Origin of the sequence: Parasphingorhabdus sp. (assembly GCF_036964565.1) — a bacterium.
Lineage (GTDB): Bacteria > Pseudomonadota > Alphaproteobacteria > Sphingomonadales > Sphingomonadaceae > Parasphingorhabdus.
In genome coordinates, this window is the sequence record NZ_JBALTN010000004.1 from 305,487 (window position 1) to 319,460 (window position 13,974).

The 13,974-nt window shown below is 63.9% G+C and carries 16 protein-coding genes; 7 read left to right on the forward strand and 9 right to left on the reverse strand.

Features of this window, described 5'->3' with window-relative positions:
- Positions 1 to 4: 4 nt before the first annotated feature.
- Complete coding sequence (locus tag V7650_RS07505) at positions 5 to 556, reverse strand: hypothetical protein (RefSeq protein ID WP_335655633.1); 552 nt, start codon at positions 554 to 556, stop codon at positions 5 to 7.
- Positions 557 to 790: 234 nt separating this feature from the next.
- On the opposite strand from V7650_RS07505, the gene V7650_RS07510 reads away from it, so the two are divergent.
- Together V7650_RS07510 and V7650_RS07515 are read left to right on the forward strand one after the other, a co-directional pair.
- The gene (locus V7650_RS07510; RefSeq protein WP_335655634.1) at positions 791 to 1,924 is read left to right on the forward strand and encodes a sensor histidine kinase; all 1,134 of its coding nucleotides are present in this window, start codon (positions 791 to 793) and stop codon (positions 1,922 to 1,924) included.
- Positions 1,921 to 2,667, forward strand: coding sequence for a LytR/AlgR family response regulator transcription factor (locus V7650_RS07515; RefSeq protein ID WP_335655635.1), 747 nt, complete (start codon positions 1,921 to 1,923; stop codon positions 2,665 to 2,667). Before V7650_RS07510 ends, V7650_RS07515 begins: the two co-directional genes overlap by 4 nt.
- Before the next feature lie 15 nt (positions 2,668 to 2,682).
- On the opposite strand, the gene V7650_RS07520 is transcribed toward V7650_RS07515, so the two are convergent.
- From V7650_RS07520 to V7650_RS07530, 3 genes are read right to left on the reverse strand one after another with little or no spacing between them, the layout of a single operon-like run.
- Entirely contained in the window at positions 2,683 to 4,890 is a 2,208-nt protein-coding gene (locus V7650_RS07520) for a xanthine dehydrogenase family protein molybdopterin-binding subunit (protein WP_335655636.1), read from the reverse strand.
- Positions 4,887 to 5,876 carry an FAD binding domain-containing protein gene (locus V7650_RS07525; protein ID WP_335655637.1) on the reverse strand — a complete coding sequence of 330 codons (990 nt, stop codon included), beginning with the start codon at positions 5,874 to 5,876 and terminating at the stop codon, positions 4,887 to 4,889. The genes V7650_RS07520 and V7650_RS07525 overlap by 4 nt, the downstream gene beginning before the upstream one ends.
- Positions 5,873 to 6,382: a 2Fe-2S iron-sulfur cluster-binding protein gene (locus tag V7650_RS07530; RefSeq protein ID WP_335655638.1), complete on the reverse strand. Its 510-nt coding sequence runs from the start codon at positions 6,380 to 6,382 to the stop codon at positions 5,873 to 5,875. The genes V7650_RS07525 and V7650_RS07530 overlap by 4 nt, the downstream gene beginning before the upstream one ends.
- A 278-nt stretch (positions 6,383 to 6,660) precedes the next feature.
- Between V7650_RS07530 and V7650_RS07535 the strand changes: the two genes are divergently transcribed.
- Entirely contained in the window at positions 6,661 to 6,981 is a 321-nt protein-coding gene (locus tag V7650_RS07535; protein ID WP_335655639.1) for a DUF6481 family protein, read from the forward strand.
- 229 nt (positions 6,982 to 7,210) lie between these two features.
- Here the strand turns inward: V7650_RS07535 and V7650_RS07540 are convergent, their stop codons facing one another.
- On the reverse strand, positions 7,211 to 7,993 hold the full coding sequence (locus tag V7650_RS07540) for an SDR family oxidoreductase (RefSeq protein WP_335655640.1): 783 nt from the start codon (positions 7,991 to 7,993) through the stop codon (positions 7,211 to 7,213).
- The gene (locus V7650_RS07545; RefSeq protein WP_335655641.1) at positions 7,990 to 8,319 is read right to left on the reverse strand and encodes a nuclear transport factor 2 family protein; all 330 of its coding nucleotides are present in this window, start codon (positions 8,317 to 8,319) and stop codon (positions 7,990 to 7,992) included. The genes V7650_RS07540 and V7650_RS07545 overlap by 4 nt, the downstream gene beginning before the upstream one ends.
- Before the next feature lie 103 nt (positions 8,320 to 8,422).
- On the opposite strand from V7650_RS07545, the gene V7650_RS07550 reads away from it, so the two are divergent.
- On the forward strand, positions 8,423 to 8,827 hold the full coding sequence (locus tag V7650_RS07550; RefSeq protein ID WP_335655642.1) for a winged helix-turn-helix transcriptional regulator: 405 nt from the start codon (positions 8,423 to 8,425) through the stop codon (positions 8,825 to 8,827).
- Between the two features lie 72 nt (positions 8,828 to 8,899).
- Entirely contained in the window at positions 8,900 to 9,772 is an 873-nt protein-coding gene (locus V7650_RS07555) for a hypothetical protein (protein WP_335655643.1), read from the forward strand.
- Positions 9,773 to 9,964: 192 nt separating this feature from the next.
- Here the strand turns inward: V7650_RS07555 and V7650_RS07560 are convergent, their stop codons facing one another.
- Positions 9,965 to 10,864, reverse strand: a complete 900-nt coding sequence (locus tag V7650_RS07560) for a prephenate dehydratase (RefSeq protein WP_335655644.1) — start codon at positions 10,862 to 10,864, stop codon at positions 9,965 to 9,967.
- 223 nt (positions 10,865 to 11,087) lie between these two features.
- Between V7650_RS07560 and V7650_RS07565 the strand changes: the two genes are divergently transcribed.
- A complete protein-coding gene (locus tag V7650_RS07565) occupies positions 11,088 to 11,723 on the forward strand; it encodes a c-type cytochrome (RefSeq protein ID WP_335655645.1) in 636 nt (211 codons plus the stop codon).
- Between the two features lie 14 nt (positions 11,724 to 11,737).
- Here V7650_RS07565 and V7650_RS07570 read toward each other — a convergent pair whose 3' ends face one another.
- Together V7650_RS07570 and V7650_RS07575 are read right to left on the reverse strand one after the other, a co-directional pair.
- On the reverse strand, positions 11,738 to 12,607 hold the full coding sequence (locus tag V7650_RS07570; protein ID WP_335655646.1) for a TIGR00730 family Rossman fold protein: 870 nt from the start codon (positions 12,605 to 12,607) through the stop codon (positions 11,738 to 11,740).
- Between the two features lie 50 nt (positions 12,608 to 12,657).
- Positions 12,658 to 13,314 (reverse strand): extensin-like domain-containing protein, encoded by a 657-nt coding sequence (locus tag V7650_RS07575; protein WP_335655647.1) that lies wholly within the window; start codon positions 13,312 to 13,314, stop codon positions 12,658 to 12,660.
- A 287-nt stretch (positions 13,315 to 13,601) separates the two neighbouring features.
- Between V7650_RS07575 and V7650_RS07580 the strand changes: the two genes are divergently transcribed.
- Positions 13,602 to 13,913, forward strand: coding sequence for a PepSY domain-containing protein (locus tag V7650_RS07580; RefSeq protein WP_335655648.1), 312 nt, complete (start codon positions 13,602 to 13,604; stop codon positions 13,911 to 13,913).
- Positions 13,914 to 13,974: the final 61 nt, after the last annotated feature.

The window sequence follows — 13,974 nt, forward strand, 5'->3', positions numbered from 1 at the left end:
GCGGTCAGTGCGCCGCCTTGCTGACATCGACCTTGTCGACCCATTCGGGAAAGAAGCTTGGTTCCCGGTTGGACCAGCCGGGCGCGGTTGCTGCCGCTTCGCTGATCGACTGCAGCAGGCCCTTGCGGGTTTTCGGGTGGAGATGGGGCAGCGCCGAGGCCGCGCAAAAGGCGCCGGGCAACCACGGACGCGACTCCGGACCCAGCAGGCGTTCGTAGAGGAAGCGGAAGGCAGGAAAGCTCTGGATACGGCCCTGTCCGAGATCATAGGCGGCGAGCGAGATCAGCTGGGGCAGAAAGGTTTCGATGCTGTCGATGGCGCAATCCTGGGGGATCGCCTTGCGGATTTCGGCGAGCTTGCGGTACAGCTTCATCTGGACCTGGATACCCGCTTCCTCGACCGCATCGCGCGACCAGGTCTCGATCGCGTCGGACCGCTCGAGACCGACATCCAGCGATCGCCGGATATAGCGCTGGGTCGCCGAGCTGAAGCTCGCGAACTCCTTCATTTCGGCCAGCGTCATGGCGCCTGGCACCGGGCGGATTTCCTTGGTCATGTCGTCGCAACTCCTCATGGATCTATTGCACAGGGACATTAGACCCAAAGATGGTTAGCAACGGGTTAACCAAGGCGGATTATTCGCCCGCGCCCTGGCAGAAATTGTAAAATTGCGCGCCGTTCTTCGAAAGTTTCGACCAACAGCAAGCCTGTTTCGACCGGGCACGATTCGCCTAGAGACAATGGCTACCATATTGTCCTAAGCTGGCTCGAAATGGTGAATTGAACAAATATGAGAAAATTTGAACTGGGAAATCACAAGCCGTCGGTCGGCCATCAGGTCGCGATCCTGTCGATACTCGGATTCTGGCTGTTCTATGTGATTATCCTGACGCTGCGCGCGTCGATCGGTGACTGGCCGGCACAGGGCGAAATGGCGATGCGCCGCATCTTCGTCACCATTGTCGGCGTAGGCATCACCTATCTTCTCTACCTGATGCTGCGGCTGTTCGAAAGCAAGCCGCTGTCGACCCGGATCATCACAGCCTTCGCGGCGGCCATCCCCTGCGCGATCATCATCGCCTGTTTCAACTATGTCGTGTTCAACGTCTATTATCCGGAGAATCTGTGGGACGAGGCGCATGTCGAGGAAATGCGCAAATATATGGAACAGGACAACTACGCCCTCAAGGCGATTTCCGAGGACGCCACCTCGCGCTTTTTCTTCATTGTCAGCTGGGCCTCGCTCTACATGACACTCAGCTATGCCGGCGAGGTCCGCCAGGTCGAGCGCAAGGCGGCCCGCTTCGCCCAGGCCGCGCAGGATGCCGAGCTGCGGTCGTTGCGCTATCAGGTCAACCCGCATTTCCTGTTCAACACGCTCAACAGCCTCAGCACGCTGGTGATGCGCAGCCAGCCGGAAGAGGCCGAGGAGATGATCCTCAACCTGTCGAAATTCTACCGCACCAGCCTGTCCGGCGATCCGCTTGAGGACGTACCGCTGTCGGACGAGGTGCACCTGCAGAATCTCTATCTCGATATCGAGGCCGTCCGCTTTCCCGATCGGCTCCGGACCAGCGTCAACATTCCAGACGATCTGCTCGGCGTGCTGGTCCCCGGTCTGATCCTGCAGCCGCTGGTCGAGAATGCGATCAAGCACAGCGTCGCCCACAGCAAGCGCCCGGTCACGATCACGATCAGCGCCCGGTCGGACGGCGACAACCTGATCCTCACCGTCGCCGACGACGGCGATCCGCGGCCGGTCGACCTGCAGGACGACGGCAAGAGCAACGGCATCGGGCTTGCCAATGTCCGCGACCGGCTGGAAACCCGCTTTGGCCGTCAGGCCAGCCTGCAGACTGTACGTCCGGCCGAAGGCGGCTATATTGCGCAGCTCACCCTCCCGTTGATGCTGGACAATCCATGACCGAAGAAAACGCTCCCCGGCCCCTGACCACGCTGATCGTCGACGACGAGCCGCTGGCGATCGAGCGGCTGCAGCTGCTGTGCGCCCGGCAGCCGGAAATCAACCTGATCGGCACCGCCAGCGATGGCGAGGCGGCGCTGCGACTGACCGAACAGCTGAAACCCGACCTGCTGCTGCTCGATATCGCCATGCCCGGCAAGGACGGTCTGGATGTTGCCCGGGCGCTGTCCGGCAAGCCCGATGCCCCCGCGATCATCTTTGTCACCGCCTTCGACCGGTTCGCGGTCGAGGCCTTTGACGTGGCGGCGATCGACTATGTCCTGAAGCCGGTGGAGAATGCGCGGCTGACGCTGGCCATTTCGCGGGTTCGCGAACGCACGGCAGAGCCGCGCGCCAGCGGCGACGACTCGCCCTGGGCGGAAGAATTCTGGGTGCCATACAAGTCCGAGCTGCGCCGCATCGTCGCCGCCGAGATCGACCGGGTCGAGGCGGAGCGCGACTATATGCGGCTGCATGTCGGCACCGTCAGCTATCTGCTGCACCAGACGATCACCGGGCTGGAGGAACGGCTCGATCCCGACCAATTCATCCGCCTGCACCGCTCGCATCTCGTCCGCCGCGACTGGATCGCCGGCCTGCGCCACGATGGCGGCGGCGTGTGGATCGCCTGCCTCAAGTGCGGCACCGAGATCCGCATCGGCCGTACCCATCTGGCGGAAGCGAAAAAGCTCGCCGGCAAATAGCCGGAGCCGTCGGCGCTAGGCCTCCGGCAGCTCCGCCAGCAGCTTGTCCAGCGTCGCCGGATAGTCCCGCACCCGGATCCCGGTGGCGTTGTAGATCGCGTTGGTCACCGCGGCGGCCGCGCCGCAAATGCCGAGTTCGCCGATGCCCTTGGCCTGGATCGGGCTGGCCCATTGGTCGCGCTCCTCGAGCAGCACCACCTCGATCTGCGGCACGTCCAGGTTGACCGGCACGTGATATTCCGCGAGGTCGTGGTTGACGAGATGGCCATCGCGATTGTCGAACACCAGCTCCTCGGTCAGGGCGCTGCCAATCCCCCAGATCATCCCGCCATAGCATTGCGAGGTTGCGGTCTTCTCGTTCAGGATCCGGCCCGCGCCAAACACGCCGAGCATCCGCCGCACCCGGGTTTCGCCGGTCACCGCGTTGACCGCGACCTCGGCAAAATAGGAGCCGTAGGTCGCCTGCTGCATTTCCTCGAGCGTCTGGCCGGGTTCGATATGCCCTTCTGCGGACAGCGTCTCGCCGTCCAGAATCTCCCGGATCGAACGGGCTTCCTGGCCCGACCCGGCCTTGCCGTTGCCCAGTCGCAGCTCCGCTTCGTCGATCTCCAGCTTGCCGGCGATCGCCCTCCGGATCTCCTCGCAGGCCAGGAACACCGCCGAACCGCTGGAAGATGCACCCCAGGACCCGCCCGATCCCGGACCGGACGGCAAATCGCTGTCGCCCAGCCTGGTCTCGACCCGGTCCGCCGGCAGACCGAGCATGTCGCACGCGATCTGCGTCAGGATCGCATAGGTGCCGGTGCCGATATCGGTCATGTCGGTCTCGACCAGCGCGCGGCCATCGGCGTGCAGCGTCACCCGCGCCCTGGCTTCCGACAGGATATTGACCCGGGCCGCGCCGGCCATGCCGTGGCCGATCAGCCACTCGCCCTCGCGCAGCGATCCGGGCTTGCGGTTGCGCTTGTCCCATTCGAATATCTTGGCGCCCTCGTCGAGCGCCTCGGTGAACCGGCGGGAGGAATAGGGGATATCCTGTTCCGGGTGACGGTCGGGGACATTGCGCTTGCGCAGGTCCACCGGATCGATGCCGGCGGCTTCCGCCAGTTCGTCCAGCGCATTTTCCAGCACCTGCATGCCGACCGCCTCGCCCGGTGCGCGGACCGAGCCGCCGCAGGTCCGGTTGATCCGCGCCACCTCGATGCCGAGCTTGCGATGCTTGCCGCCATAGAGAAAATGCGTCGCCTGCGTCACCGGCTCGTAGAAGCTTTCGCCCGGCAGGTTGGACACCAGGCATTCGTGGCCGATGCCGGTCAGCACGCCGTCGGCATCGCAGGCCAGCCGCACGTGCTGCCGCGTCTCCGACCGGCGCATGGTGGTTTCGAACACCTGCGGCCGCGACAGCGCCACGCACACCGGCTGGCCGACTTCCTTCGCCGCGATCGCCGCCGAGACCGCCTCCGGCGAAATCCCGAGCTTCGAGCCAAAGCCGCCGCCGACATAGGGCGACAGCATCCGGATATTGTCCGGCACGATGTGCAGCGCGTCGGCCAGTTCGTTGATATTATAATTGAGCATCTGGTAGCTGCCGCGCAGCGTCAGCTTGTCGCCGTCCCAGCTGGCCATCGCGCAATGCGGCTCCATCGCCGCGCTATTGTGGCCCGGCGTGCGGTAGACCTGGTCGACGGTGAAGGCGGCGTCGTGCATCGCCCGGTCGAGATCGCCCTGCTCGAACTGGTCATCCTCCGGCAGATCGGTGTCGGTATCCTCCGCCTCCGGATCGAACGCGGCATTGCCCTCGGACTCGTAGCTGACGGCAAGGACATGGGCCCCGTGCCGCGCCTGTTCGAAGGTCTCCGCCACCACCAGCGCGATCGGCTGGCCGAAATAGTCGACCTGCTTCGATCCCTGCGGCGGCGCTTCGTCGGCACCGCCCTGTGCCGGCCGGCGCAGCAGCCGGTCGTCGGTGATCACCGCGCGCACCCCGTTCTGGCCGACTATGGCGTCGCTCGCGACATCGGTCACCCGGCCCTTGGAAATCGTCGCGCGCACCAGCACGCCGTAGAGCATGCCGGGCACATCCCATTCATGGGCGTAGGTGGCCTGGCCGGAAACCTTGAGCGGCCCGTCCGGCCGGTCCATCGGCGTGCCGACCAGCCCCTGGACCATGTCATCGAGCCGGTTGCGGTCATCCGCCTTGTCCATTTTCTGATGCGCGGTCATGCGGCTGCTCCTGTATCCGTGGCTTCCTGAAGGACCGACATCAGCACGCGTCTGGTCAGCGGTATCTTGAAATCATTGCTGCCATGGCCCTTGGCCCCGGCCAGCAATTGATCGGCGGCCTTGCCGAACAGTTCCGCAGACGGCTTCTTGCCGACCAGCAGGGCCTCGACGTCCTCGTCGCGCCATGGCTTGTGCGCCAGTCCGCCAAAGGCCAGCGCCGCCGAAGCAATGGTCCCGCGATCCATCTCGACGACCGCTGCAACCGAGCACAGCGCAAAGGCATAGGAAGCGCGGTCACGCACCTTGCGGTAAATCTGTTTGCCCGCGACCGGTGGCGGCAGGATCACCGCGGTGATCAGATCTCCTGCGGTCAGGATATTGTCTTTCTCCGGACTGTCGCCGGGCAGGACGTGAAATTCCTGGACAGGAACGAGCCTGGTCTCGCCGTCGGCGCTCTCGATCTCGACTTCGGCAGCCAGCGCCGTCATCGCCACCGCCATGTCGCCGGGATAGGTGGCGATGCACGAGTCGCTCGCGCCGAGGATCGCGTGGATCCGGTTGAAGCCCTGCAGCGCCTGGCAGCCGGACCCCGGCTCGCGCTTGTTGCACGGCATCGCCGTGTCGTAGAAATAATAGCAGCGCGTCCGCTGGCACAGATTGCCGCCGGTCGTCGCCTTGTTGCGCAGCTGGCCGCTCGCCCCTGCCAGGATCGCCCGCGACAGCAGCGGATAGCGCTGCCGTACGCGCACGTCGGCGGCGCAGTCGCTGTTGGTGACCAGCGCGCCGATCCGCATCCCGCCGTCGTCCGTCTCCTGCATCTTGGCGAGATCGAGCCGGCTGATGTCGATCAGCCGGTCGGGCGCCATCACCTCCAACTTCATCAGGTCGAGCAGGTTGGTGCCGCCGGCGATGAAGGTGGCATCGGCCGCCGCCTGCGCGGTGGCATCGGCGGGGTCACTGGCTCTGGCATAGGCAAAGGGCTTCATGACTGGCCTCCCGCAACCTGGCGAATCGCGTTGACGATATTGGGATAGGCCGCGCAGCGGCACAGGTTGCCGCTCATCCGCTCGGAAATTTCCTCGTCGCTCGGCGCGGCGGGACCGGAGAGATCGTCCGAGACAAAGCTCGGCCAGCCCGCCCTGGCCTCCTCGATCATCGCCGTCGCCGAGCAGATCTGGCCCGGCGTGCAATAGCCGCACTGGAACCCGTCATGCGCGACAAAGGCCGTCTGCAGATCGGACAGGTTTCCGGGTTCGCCCAGCCCCTCGATCGTGGTGATCGCATCGCCGTCGTGCATGCAGGCCAGCGTCAGGCAGCTGTTGATCCGCCGTCCCTCGACGATCACCGTGCAGGCGCCGCACTGGCCATGGTCGCAGCCCTTCTTGGTCCCGGTGAGGCCAAGATGGTTGCGCAAGGCATCAAGCAGGGTCACCCGGCTGTCGGCCTCCAGGCGGTGGCTCTTGCCATTGACGGTGAGTTCGGTGGTTTCCATGGTGACGGCGTCCTTCCCTTGCAGCTTGCAGCGATCGGTGTCTGCGGCCCGGCCCGCGACGGTGTCGACAGGGCCTTGCGGACGGCCCCGGCCGCCAGCGCTTGCTATCCTTACGTGCCGCGCCGCCGATGGTTCCCCTGCCGCGCGGTATCGGTGGCGGCGGATCACGGAATCGCTAAAACATTGCCCGTTCGCGCAAGTCTCTGTAGGGGCGGCGCTTGCTTTCGGGTCATGTCGGCCCGGCACTCCGCATCACCAGCAAGGAAATATAGACGCATATGCCGCCATTTTCAGAACCCGGCTTCCAGGAACGCACCCGCATGGCCGCCAAGGCCAAGCAGGCTGCCCTCAAGAAACTGAAGGCGAAAAAGCCGCTCAGCCCGGAAGTGCTGGCCGAGCGCAAGGCCGCCGAGCAGGCCCGCGAAGAGAAGCAGGCCAAGGCCAGCGAAGAGAAGCGCGCCGCCTTCGAGCAGGCGAAGGCCGAACGCAAGGCCGCGAAGGAGCAGGCCAAGCCGAAGCTCGCGCTGGGCCTGACCGAGACCGAGAAGAAAGCCGCCCGCGACGAACGCTACGCAGCCCGCAAGAAGCGCAAGCGCTAGCCGACCGGCGAGCAGGCGGGGACAATCCTGTCGCCGCCGCTCCTGTCGCCGACCGGCTAGCCCGGCGGCGGTACGACCAGCGGCTTCACATAGCTGTGCATCGTCCCCACCCGCTGCGCGGCGGAAGCGGCGCAGCGCCCTGTCCGGCGGGATCGGAACTGGACAAGAGCGATCCCTGTTCCCGGTCCTGATCAGACCAAATGCATCGGCCTCGGACTATGGAACCCGCCTAGACCGTCGGCACCGTGCCGCCATCGATGGTCACTTCGCTGCCGCTGATCGATCCCGCCCGTGCGGAGACGAGAAAGGCAATGAGGTCTGCTACCTCGACCGGGGTGGCTGGCCGGCCGAGCGGGATACCCCCCAGCGACTCCATGATGATCCGCTTGCCGCCTTCATAATCCGTACCGCTCTCTTCGGCGATGCGTTCGGCGAGCGCGACGGAGGCGTCTGTCTCGACCCAGCCGGGCGCGATCCGAACCACGCGGACGCCTTTCGGGGCCACTTCTTTCGACAGGCTCTTGCTGTAGGTGGCCAGCGCCGCCTTGGCTGCCGCATAAGCCGTGGTCGATTCCGGAAGCGGCATCCGCTGCTGGATCGATCCGACATGGAGGATCACCCCCGCTCCCTGCGCGATCATCGATGGCAGGAGCGCACGGTCCAGCCGAACAGCGGTCATCAGGTTGAGGTTTAGGCTGCTCAGCCACTGGTCATCGTCGAGCGCCGCGAAACCGCCTGCCGGCGCATCGGAACCGCCAACCACATGCACCACTATGTCGATGCCGCCCAGCCTTTCGAGCACCGTCTGCGCGACGGTTTCGCATCCCTCGGCGGTCGCTATGTCGGCGGCAACATAGTGCACGCCGGACTGCGCCAGACCGTCCGTGGAGCGGGCGGTCGCCACGATAGTCACGCCTGCCGAACGAAGGGCTTCGACAACTGCAGCGCCAATCCCCTTGGTCCCGCCGGTGACCAGCGCACGCCGTCCGTTGATGCCAAGATCAAAGCTCATGGCTTGATTTCCAGCGATTCGATCTGGCCACCGGACAGACCAAAAATATAGCGCAGGTCAACCGGGCTGCCCGGGAAATTGCCGCGCAGATGCGCCGTCACCACGGTCTTGTCGTCGACCGCGTCCAGCGCGAATGGTTCGACCGTGTAGCTATATTCGGTGCTCGCCTGCTGCTGCCATTCGTCGATCTCGTCGCTGCCCTTGTAAGTATTTCCTTCGTCGATTACGACAGCATCGGGAGTAAAATGGACAGATATGGAACCCGCCTTTTTCTTATCCGCATCGTAATAATTTTGTATGACTTCCGGCATTTCAATAATCATCATCTGGTCCTTTCAAATGGATCAACTTGAAGGCTGCTGATCTTCCTCGCTTGCTGGAATCGGGAAATATGATTATGTTTTCGCGATGACAAGAACCGACGAAAAAGTGAGTCCCCTACCTTCGGGTAAGTCAGAGCTCACTCCTGCCTCTGCGGCCGAAAGTGTCGAAAATATAATCGGGATGATCGAGGGGCGCTGGAAGCTGGTGATCATGTTTCACCTGTTTGGCGGCCAGATATTGCGCTTTTCGGAACTGGAGCGCGCGATCCCCGCGGTTTCGCAGAAGATGCTCATCCAGCAGCTGCGACAGATGGAAGCCGATGGCATGGTCAGCCGCACCATCCATCCGGAGGTACCGCCCCGGGTCGAATATCGTCTGACGGATTGGGGTCAGGCCTTGTGTCCCGCCCTGGATGCGCTGCTGAAATGGGCCGACCAGAAAGGGCGGCCGTTGGCAAATCCGGTGTCGGCGCTTGATGACAGTCCGGGCGCCACACCGCTGCGAGTATAGGATAGTGCTTTCCTACACATAACCAGATAGGTTATAATTATCATTCCCTTTATCCAGAAAAGGAATGACATCATGATCTGCGAACCCGAAACCAACGATTTTTCCTACCCGCAACCGAGCTGGACGCCGGAAAAGCAGCGCAGCTTTCTCGAGGCGCTGGCCCGCTGCGGGTCGGTCAAGGCCGCCGCGGCCTATGTCGGCATGAGCCGCGAGGGCGCCTATCGGCTGCGCCGCCGGCAGGAGGGCCGCGCCTTTGACCGCGCCTGGGACGCCGCCCTGATCCATGCGCGCGACCTGTTTGCCGAGACTTTGCTCGATACCGGCCTCCACGGCTGGACCGAGACCGTCTGGTATCATGGCGAGGAGGTCGGCGAGCGGACGCGCTTTTCCCCCGGGTTGCTGCTGGCCGCGCTGGCCCGGCTCGACGCCAGGGCCGATGGCATGGATATCGCCGGGGATGTTGCCCGCGAGGCCGCCGCCGACTTTGACGCCATGGTCGAGGCGATCGGCGAAGGCCAGGATTGCACCGCCATGCTCGACGAGCAGGACCAGGCCGCCCGGGCCCGCCGCTCCTGCAGCCAGCCAGTCGGGATGGCGGGACTGAGTGAACGGGAACTGATGGATCGGCTGGTCATGAATGAGGAACGCGCGCGGATCGCCGCGATGAATCCGCAGGATATCGATATCTCCGATCTCGATCCGGCCGAAGCCAATGACTGGGACGACCTGCAATGGGCGCGCGCCGAATATAGCGGCATGATGAGCGAACCCGACTTCTGGGACAAGGTGCCGCTGGAGGACGAGGATTATGACGATGATTATGACGATGAGGAGGATGACGAGGAGGATTCCGGGGAGGGCGCCGGGGACGATGCCTGCGGCGATCAGGGCGGTCGCTGCAGTGTTCCGGCGGGGCCGCAACCCGAGGTCCGGTCTTTTGGCTAAGGGGGTGTGACCCGTGTGACCCTGGCTAGGGGACAAGGTCATCCGGTTAGAGATGAGCCTCTTTCCGTTAGGGGTGAGCCTGTCGAAACGCGCGTCTCCACCGAGAGTCGTCCTTCGACAAGCTCAGGACGAACGGCAACCAGATCACCACACCCATTCGATCGAGAGCGTCGCTTGGCCCCAAGCGACCGCCTAGTCGATCACCGTCCGCGGCCGTGCCTGCCGGTAGGTGCCGAGAATTCGCACCATGTTGCAGTGGAAGCCGAGCTCGGTCAGTGCGCGGTCGATCGCCGGGTCGCCCGGGGCGCCCTCGATATCGGCATAAAATTCCGTGGCGGCAAAGCTGCTGCCCTGCTGGTAGCTTTCCAGCTTAGTCATGTTGACGCCGTTGGTGGCAAAGCTGCCCAGCGCCTTGTACAGCGCGGCGGGGATATTCTTGACCTCGAAAACGAAGGTCGTCATCAGCGGTCCGTTGGCCTCGGGCACGGTCGCCTTGGGCGCCAGCACGACGAAGCGGGTGATATTGTCCGGCGCGTCCTCGATCGCTTCCTCGATCGGCTGCAGCCCGTAAATCTGCGCGGCCAGCCGGGGGGCAATGGCGGCGGCGTGCGGGTCGTCATGCTGGGCGACAAAGGCGGCTGCAGCCGCGGTATCGGCATAGGCGACCGGAATGATGCCGCGCTTGCGCAGATAGTGGCGGCACTGACCGAGCGCCTGCGGATGGCTCATCGCGGTGTGGATTTCGGCGTCGGCCGATTGCGCCATCAGGCAATGGCGGATCGGCATGAAATATTCGTCGACGATGTGCAGGCCCGATTCGGGCAGCAGGAAATGGATGTCGGCGACCCGGCCGTGCAGCGAGTTCTCGATCGGGATGATCGCGCATCCTGCCTTGCCATGCTTGACCGCGTCGATCGCGTCCTCGAACGAGAAGCAGGGCACAGGCAGCCCGTCGGGCGCATAGTCAAGCGCGGCCAGATGCGAATTGGCGCCTGGCGCGCCCTGGAAGGCAATCGCCTGTTCCGGCACTTCGGCGGCTTTTTCGGTCATCTTCCTGACCATACCCAATGCGTTTTTCGGAAAACTGTCCATCTCGTCCCTCTTCTGCGCTGCTCCGATAGTCGAACCGGACGCGGCGGGGCAAGAGCGAACTGGCCTGCCCTTCCGCCTGCCCTTCCGGGGGCCGCGCAATTGCTGGCCGGCTCCATGCAATTTCCGGCAATTGAGGCCTTGCGTTGCTCCGTCGCCCTCTTTACAGACAGCATAAATTTGGCAGGCCCTTGGCCGCCGCTCACTCAGGGGTTTGAGACAATATATGAGCAACAATAACACCATTGCAGGCTGGGTACTGGCTGGCGGCATCGCCGCCCTCGGCTTTTCGATTGTCAGCAGCAAATATTTCCACGCCGGCAAGCACGAACGCCCCGAAGTGATGGGCTATGTCATCGAGGGCGTCGAAACCTCGGGCGGCGCCGACAGCGGCCCGGCTATCGAGACCCTGCTGCAGACCGCCGACATCGCCGCCGGCGAGAAGGTTTTCGGCAAATGCGCCGCTTGCCACACGATCAACCAGGGCGGTGCCAACGGCATCGGCCCGAACCTGTGGGCAACGATGGGCAAGCCGCACGGCCATGTCGCCGGATTCGCCTATAGCGATGCGCTGAAGAGCGTGCCCGGCAACTGGGACTGGACCAGCATGGATGCATGGCTGACCTCGCCGCGCAAATATGCCGACGGGACCAAGATGACCTTTGCCGGTCTCGGCAAGGCCGAGGACCGCGCCAATCTCATGGTCTATCTGAACGCGCAGGGCTCCAACCTGCCGCTGCCGGCCGCGCCTGCAGCAGAGGAAGTGCCGGCAGAGGAAAGTGACGTCCCGGCCGCCGCGGAAGACGATGTCGCTGAAGATGTGGCACCGACCGTTGCCGCAGAAGGCGCGCCCGCCGAATAGACTGCCGGTGGCTGCTAGTCGCAGCTGATGTCGTAGAAGCGCCGGATGATGTCCCAGGCCTCGTCGGCGGTTTCGACGAACTGGAACAGCTTCAGGTCGTCGCGGCTGATCGTGCCCTCCTCGGCCAGCGCCTCGAAGTTGACCACCCGGTTCCAGAAGGCCTCGCCGAACAGCAGGATCGGCAGCGGCTCCATCTTGCCGGTCTGGACCAGCGTCACCAGCTCGAGAAACTCGTCGAGCGTGCCGAAGCCGCCCGGGAATACCGCAACCGCCCGCGCCCGCAGCAGGAAATGCATCTTGCGCAGCGCGAAATAGTGGAACTGGAAACTCAGCGACGGCGTCACATATTCATTCGGCGCCTGCTCGTGCGGCAGCACGATATTGAGCCCGATCGACTCCTCGCCGACATCCGCGGCCCCGCGGTTGGCCGCTTCCATGATCGACGGACCGCCGCCGGAGCAGACCACGAAATCGCGCTTGCCGTCGGCCGATAGGCCGCAGGCGCTGGCCAGCCGCGCCAGGGCGCGGGCCTCGTCGTAATATTTGGCCTTCTCCTTGAGCCGCTCGGCAACCTTGCGGGCCGCATCGTCGGTCGCCGCTGCGATCAGGGCGTCGGCCTTGTCCGGCTCGGGTATCCGGGCCGAGCCGTACATGACCAGCGTCGAGCCGATGCCGGCCTCGTCGAGCAGCATCTCCGGCTTCAGCAGTTCCAGCTGGAACCGGACCGGGCGCAGCTCCTCGCGGAGCAGGAAGTCGGTGTCCTGGAAGGCCAGGCGATAGGCCGGGTCACGGGTCTGGGGCGTGCCGACATCGGCCTTCTCGGCAAATTCGGCTTCCTGCTTGGCCCGGTAGAACCGGCGGTCGTGGAGATCTTTGTTGGTCATCAAATCGCCCTAGAGGAAAGACCTGCGGCTGGCCAGATATCTTGGGCCGGCTAGCGGCAATAACCGTTGCCGCTCATGTCGAGATGAAAATGGTCGCGGTGGGCAGCGTTGTAATTGGGGCTGAGCACCGTGCCAAAGCGCTTGCAGGCGCTGTCGTGGATCGCGGCAAGGAACTGCATCTCGCGGTGGCCGCTCTTCCAGTTGTTCTCGACGGTGATCCGGCGGCCATCGGCGAGGACGAATGCCGACACGTCGATTGCATTGGCGTGGGCGTGCTCCGACAATTTGCCGGATCCGGAGATATTGCGGCAGCTGTAGCTGCCCATGGTTTCGATCCGCTTGAGGTCGCTGCCGAGATACTGCCGTGCCGCCCGCTTCACAGCATATTCGGTCCAGGCAGCAAACTTGCCGGCGAGCTCGCACTTGACCGGGCCGAGATTGGTGACGTCGGCACCGACGTCGAGCAGCTTGATGCTGTCGATCTGGCTGCAACCGCCACCAAAATGCCGATTGGGCAGTGGCGAGAATCGCACATTGGCCTTGCCGAGGTCGCTGAAGCACTGGCGCGCCGAAGGACTGGGATCGAAGGCGCCGATGCCGGCCGACGGCGAAGGCCGCTGGGCCTGTCCTCCCCGCCCGTCCGGAATCGCACCGCACGCGCTGAGCAACAGGGACATCATCCCCAGGACAATTGCAGGACGCATCATTCTCGTCTTTTCGCTCGCTGTTTGCATGGGCCGATTTGTGACAGAAGATGCCTAACAATTGCCTAATGGTGTGGTTAATAAATGCTTGCAACGGATCCGGTCGATTCGCGCGGCAGACCGTGACAAACCCGTGCCGGGACGCAGACCGACCCCTGGTTTCTGCAGGCCTTGCACCCAATATCCATAGCTGCCGACCGGTCGAACCCGCCCGTTCATGACAACGGTTGCGGGTGCCGGTCGCATATGTAAGAAGATGCCAAACCGATCCGCATTGTTAGGAAACGAACATGAAAAATTCCCTCATCATCGCCGCAACCGCCGCCGCTCTTGCCACCACCGGCGTCTCCGCCCCCGCGCTTGCGACGGGCAAGATGACCTGTGAAGCCGGGCCACAGTCGGGCTGGAAAACGCAGGCAGAACTGAAGGCCAGCCTTGTCAAGCAGGGCTGGACCGTGAAAAAATCCAAGGTCGATGGCGGCTGCTACGAAGTCTACGGCACGACCCCCGAAGGCGACCGGGTAGAAGCCTATTTCCACCCGGTTTCGCTTGAAAAGCTGCTGGTGTCGCAGCGCGGCAAAATCCTGTTCCAGAAAAAATAGCCGGTTTCATCCGCAACCAGAAACGCGCTTGACATGCTGCGTTGCAACAGACAAAGCGGCG

Excerpts from the sequence above, each read along its gene's own strand:
- V7650_RS07505 (WP_335655633.1), bottom strand. The coding sequence starts at position 556 with ATGACCAAGGAAATCCGCCCGGTGCCAGGCGCCATGACGCTGGCCGAA.
- V7650_RS07510 (WP_335655634.1), top strand. The coding sequence starts at position 791 with ATGAGAAAATTTGAACTGGGAAATCACAAGCCGTCGGTCGGCCATCAG.
- V7650_RS07515 (WP_335655635.1), top strand. The coding sequence starts at position 1,921 with ATGACCGAAGAAAACGCTCCCCGGCCCCTGACCACGCTGATCGTCGAC.
- V7650_RS07520 (WP_335655636.1), bottom strand. The coding sequence starts at position 4,890 with ATGACCGCGCATCAGAAAATGGACAAGGCGGATGACCGCAACCGGCTC.
- V7650_RS07525 (WP_335655637.1), bottom strand. The coding sequence starts at position 5,876 with ATGAAGCCCTTTGCCTATGCCAGAGCCAGTGACCCCGCCGATGCCACC.
- V7650_RS07530 (WP_335655638.1), bottom strand. The coding sequence starts at position 6,382 with ATGGAAACCACCGAACTCACCGTCAATGGCAAGAGCCACCGCCTGGAG.
- V7650_RS07535 (WP_335655639.1), top strand. The coding sequence starts at position 6,661 with ATGCCGCCATTTTCAGAACCCGGCTTCCAGGAACGCACCCGCATGGCC.
- V7650_RS07540 (WP_335655640.1), bottom strand. The coding sequence starts at position 7,993 with ATGAGCTTTGATCTTGGCATCAACGGACGGCGTGCGCTGGTCACCGGC.
- V7650_RS07545 (WP_335655641.1), bottom strand. The coding sequence starts at position 8,319 with ATGATGATTATTGAAATGCCGGAAGTCATACAAAATTATTACGATGCG.
- V7650_RS07555 (WP_335655643.1), top strand. The coding sequence starts at position 8,900 with ATGATCTGCGAACCCGAAACCAACGATTTTTCCTACCCGCAACCGAGC.
- V7650_RS07560 (WP_335655644.1), bottom strand. The coding sequence starts at position 10,864 with ATGGACAGTTTTCCGAAAAACGCATTGGGTATGGTCAGGAAGATGACC.
- V7650_RS07565 (WP_335655645.1), top strand. The coding sequence starts at position 11,088 with ATGAGCAACAATAACACCATTGCAGGCTGGGTACTGGCTGGCGGCATC.
- V7650_RS07570 (WP_335655646.1), bottom strand. The coding sequence starts at position 12,607 with ATGACCAACAAAGATCTCCACGACCGCCGGTTCTACCGGGCCAAGCAG.
- V7650_RS07575 (WP_335655647.1), bottom strand. The coding sequence starts at position 13,314 with ATGATGCGTCCTGCAATTGTCCTGGGGATGATGTCCCTGTTGCTCAGC.
- V7650_RS07580 (WP_335655648.1), top strand. The coding sequence starts at position 13,602 with ATGAAAAATTCCCTCATCATCGCCGCAACCGCCGCCGCTCTTGCCACC.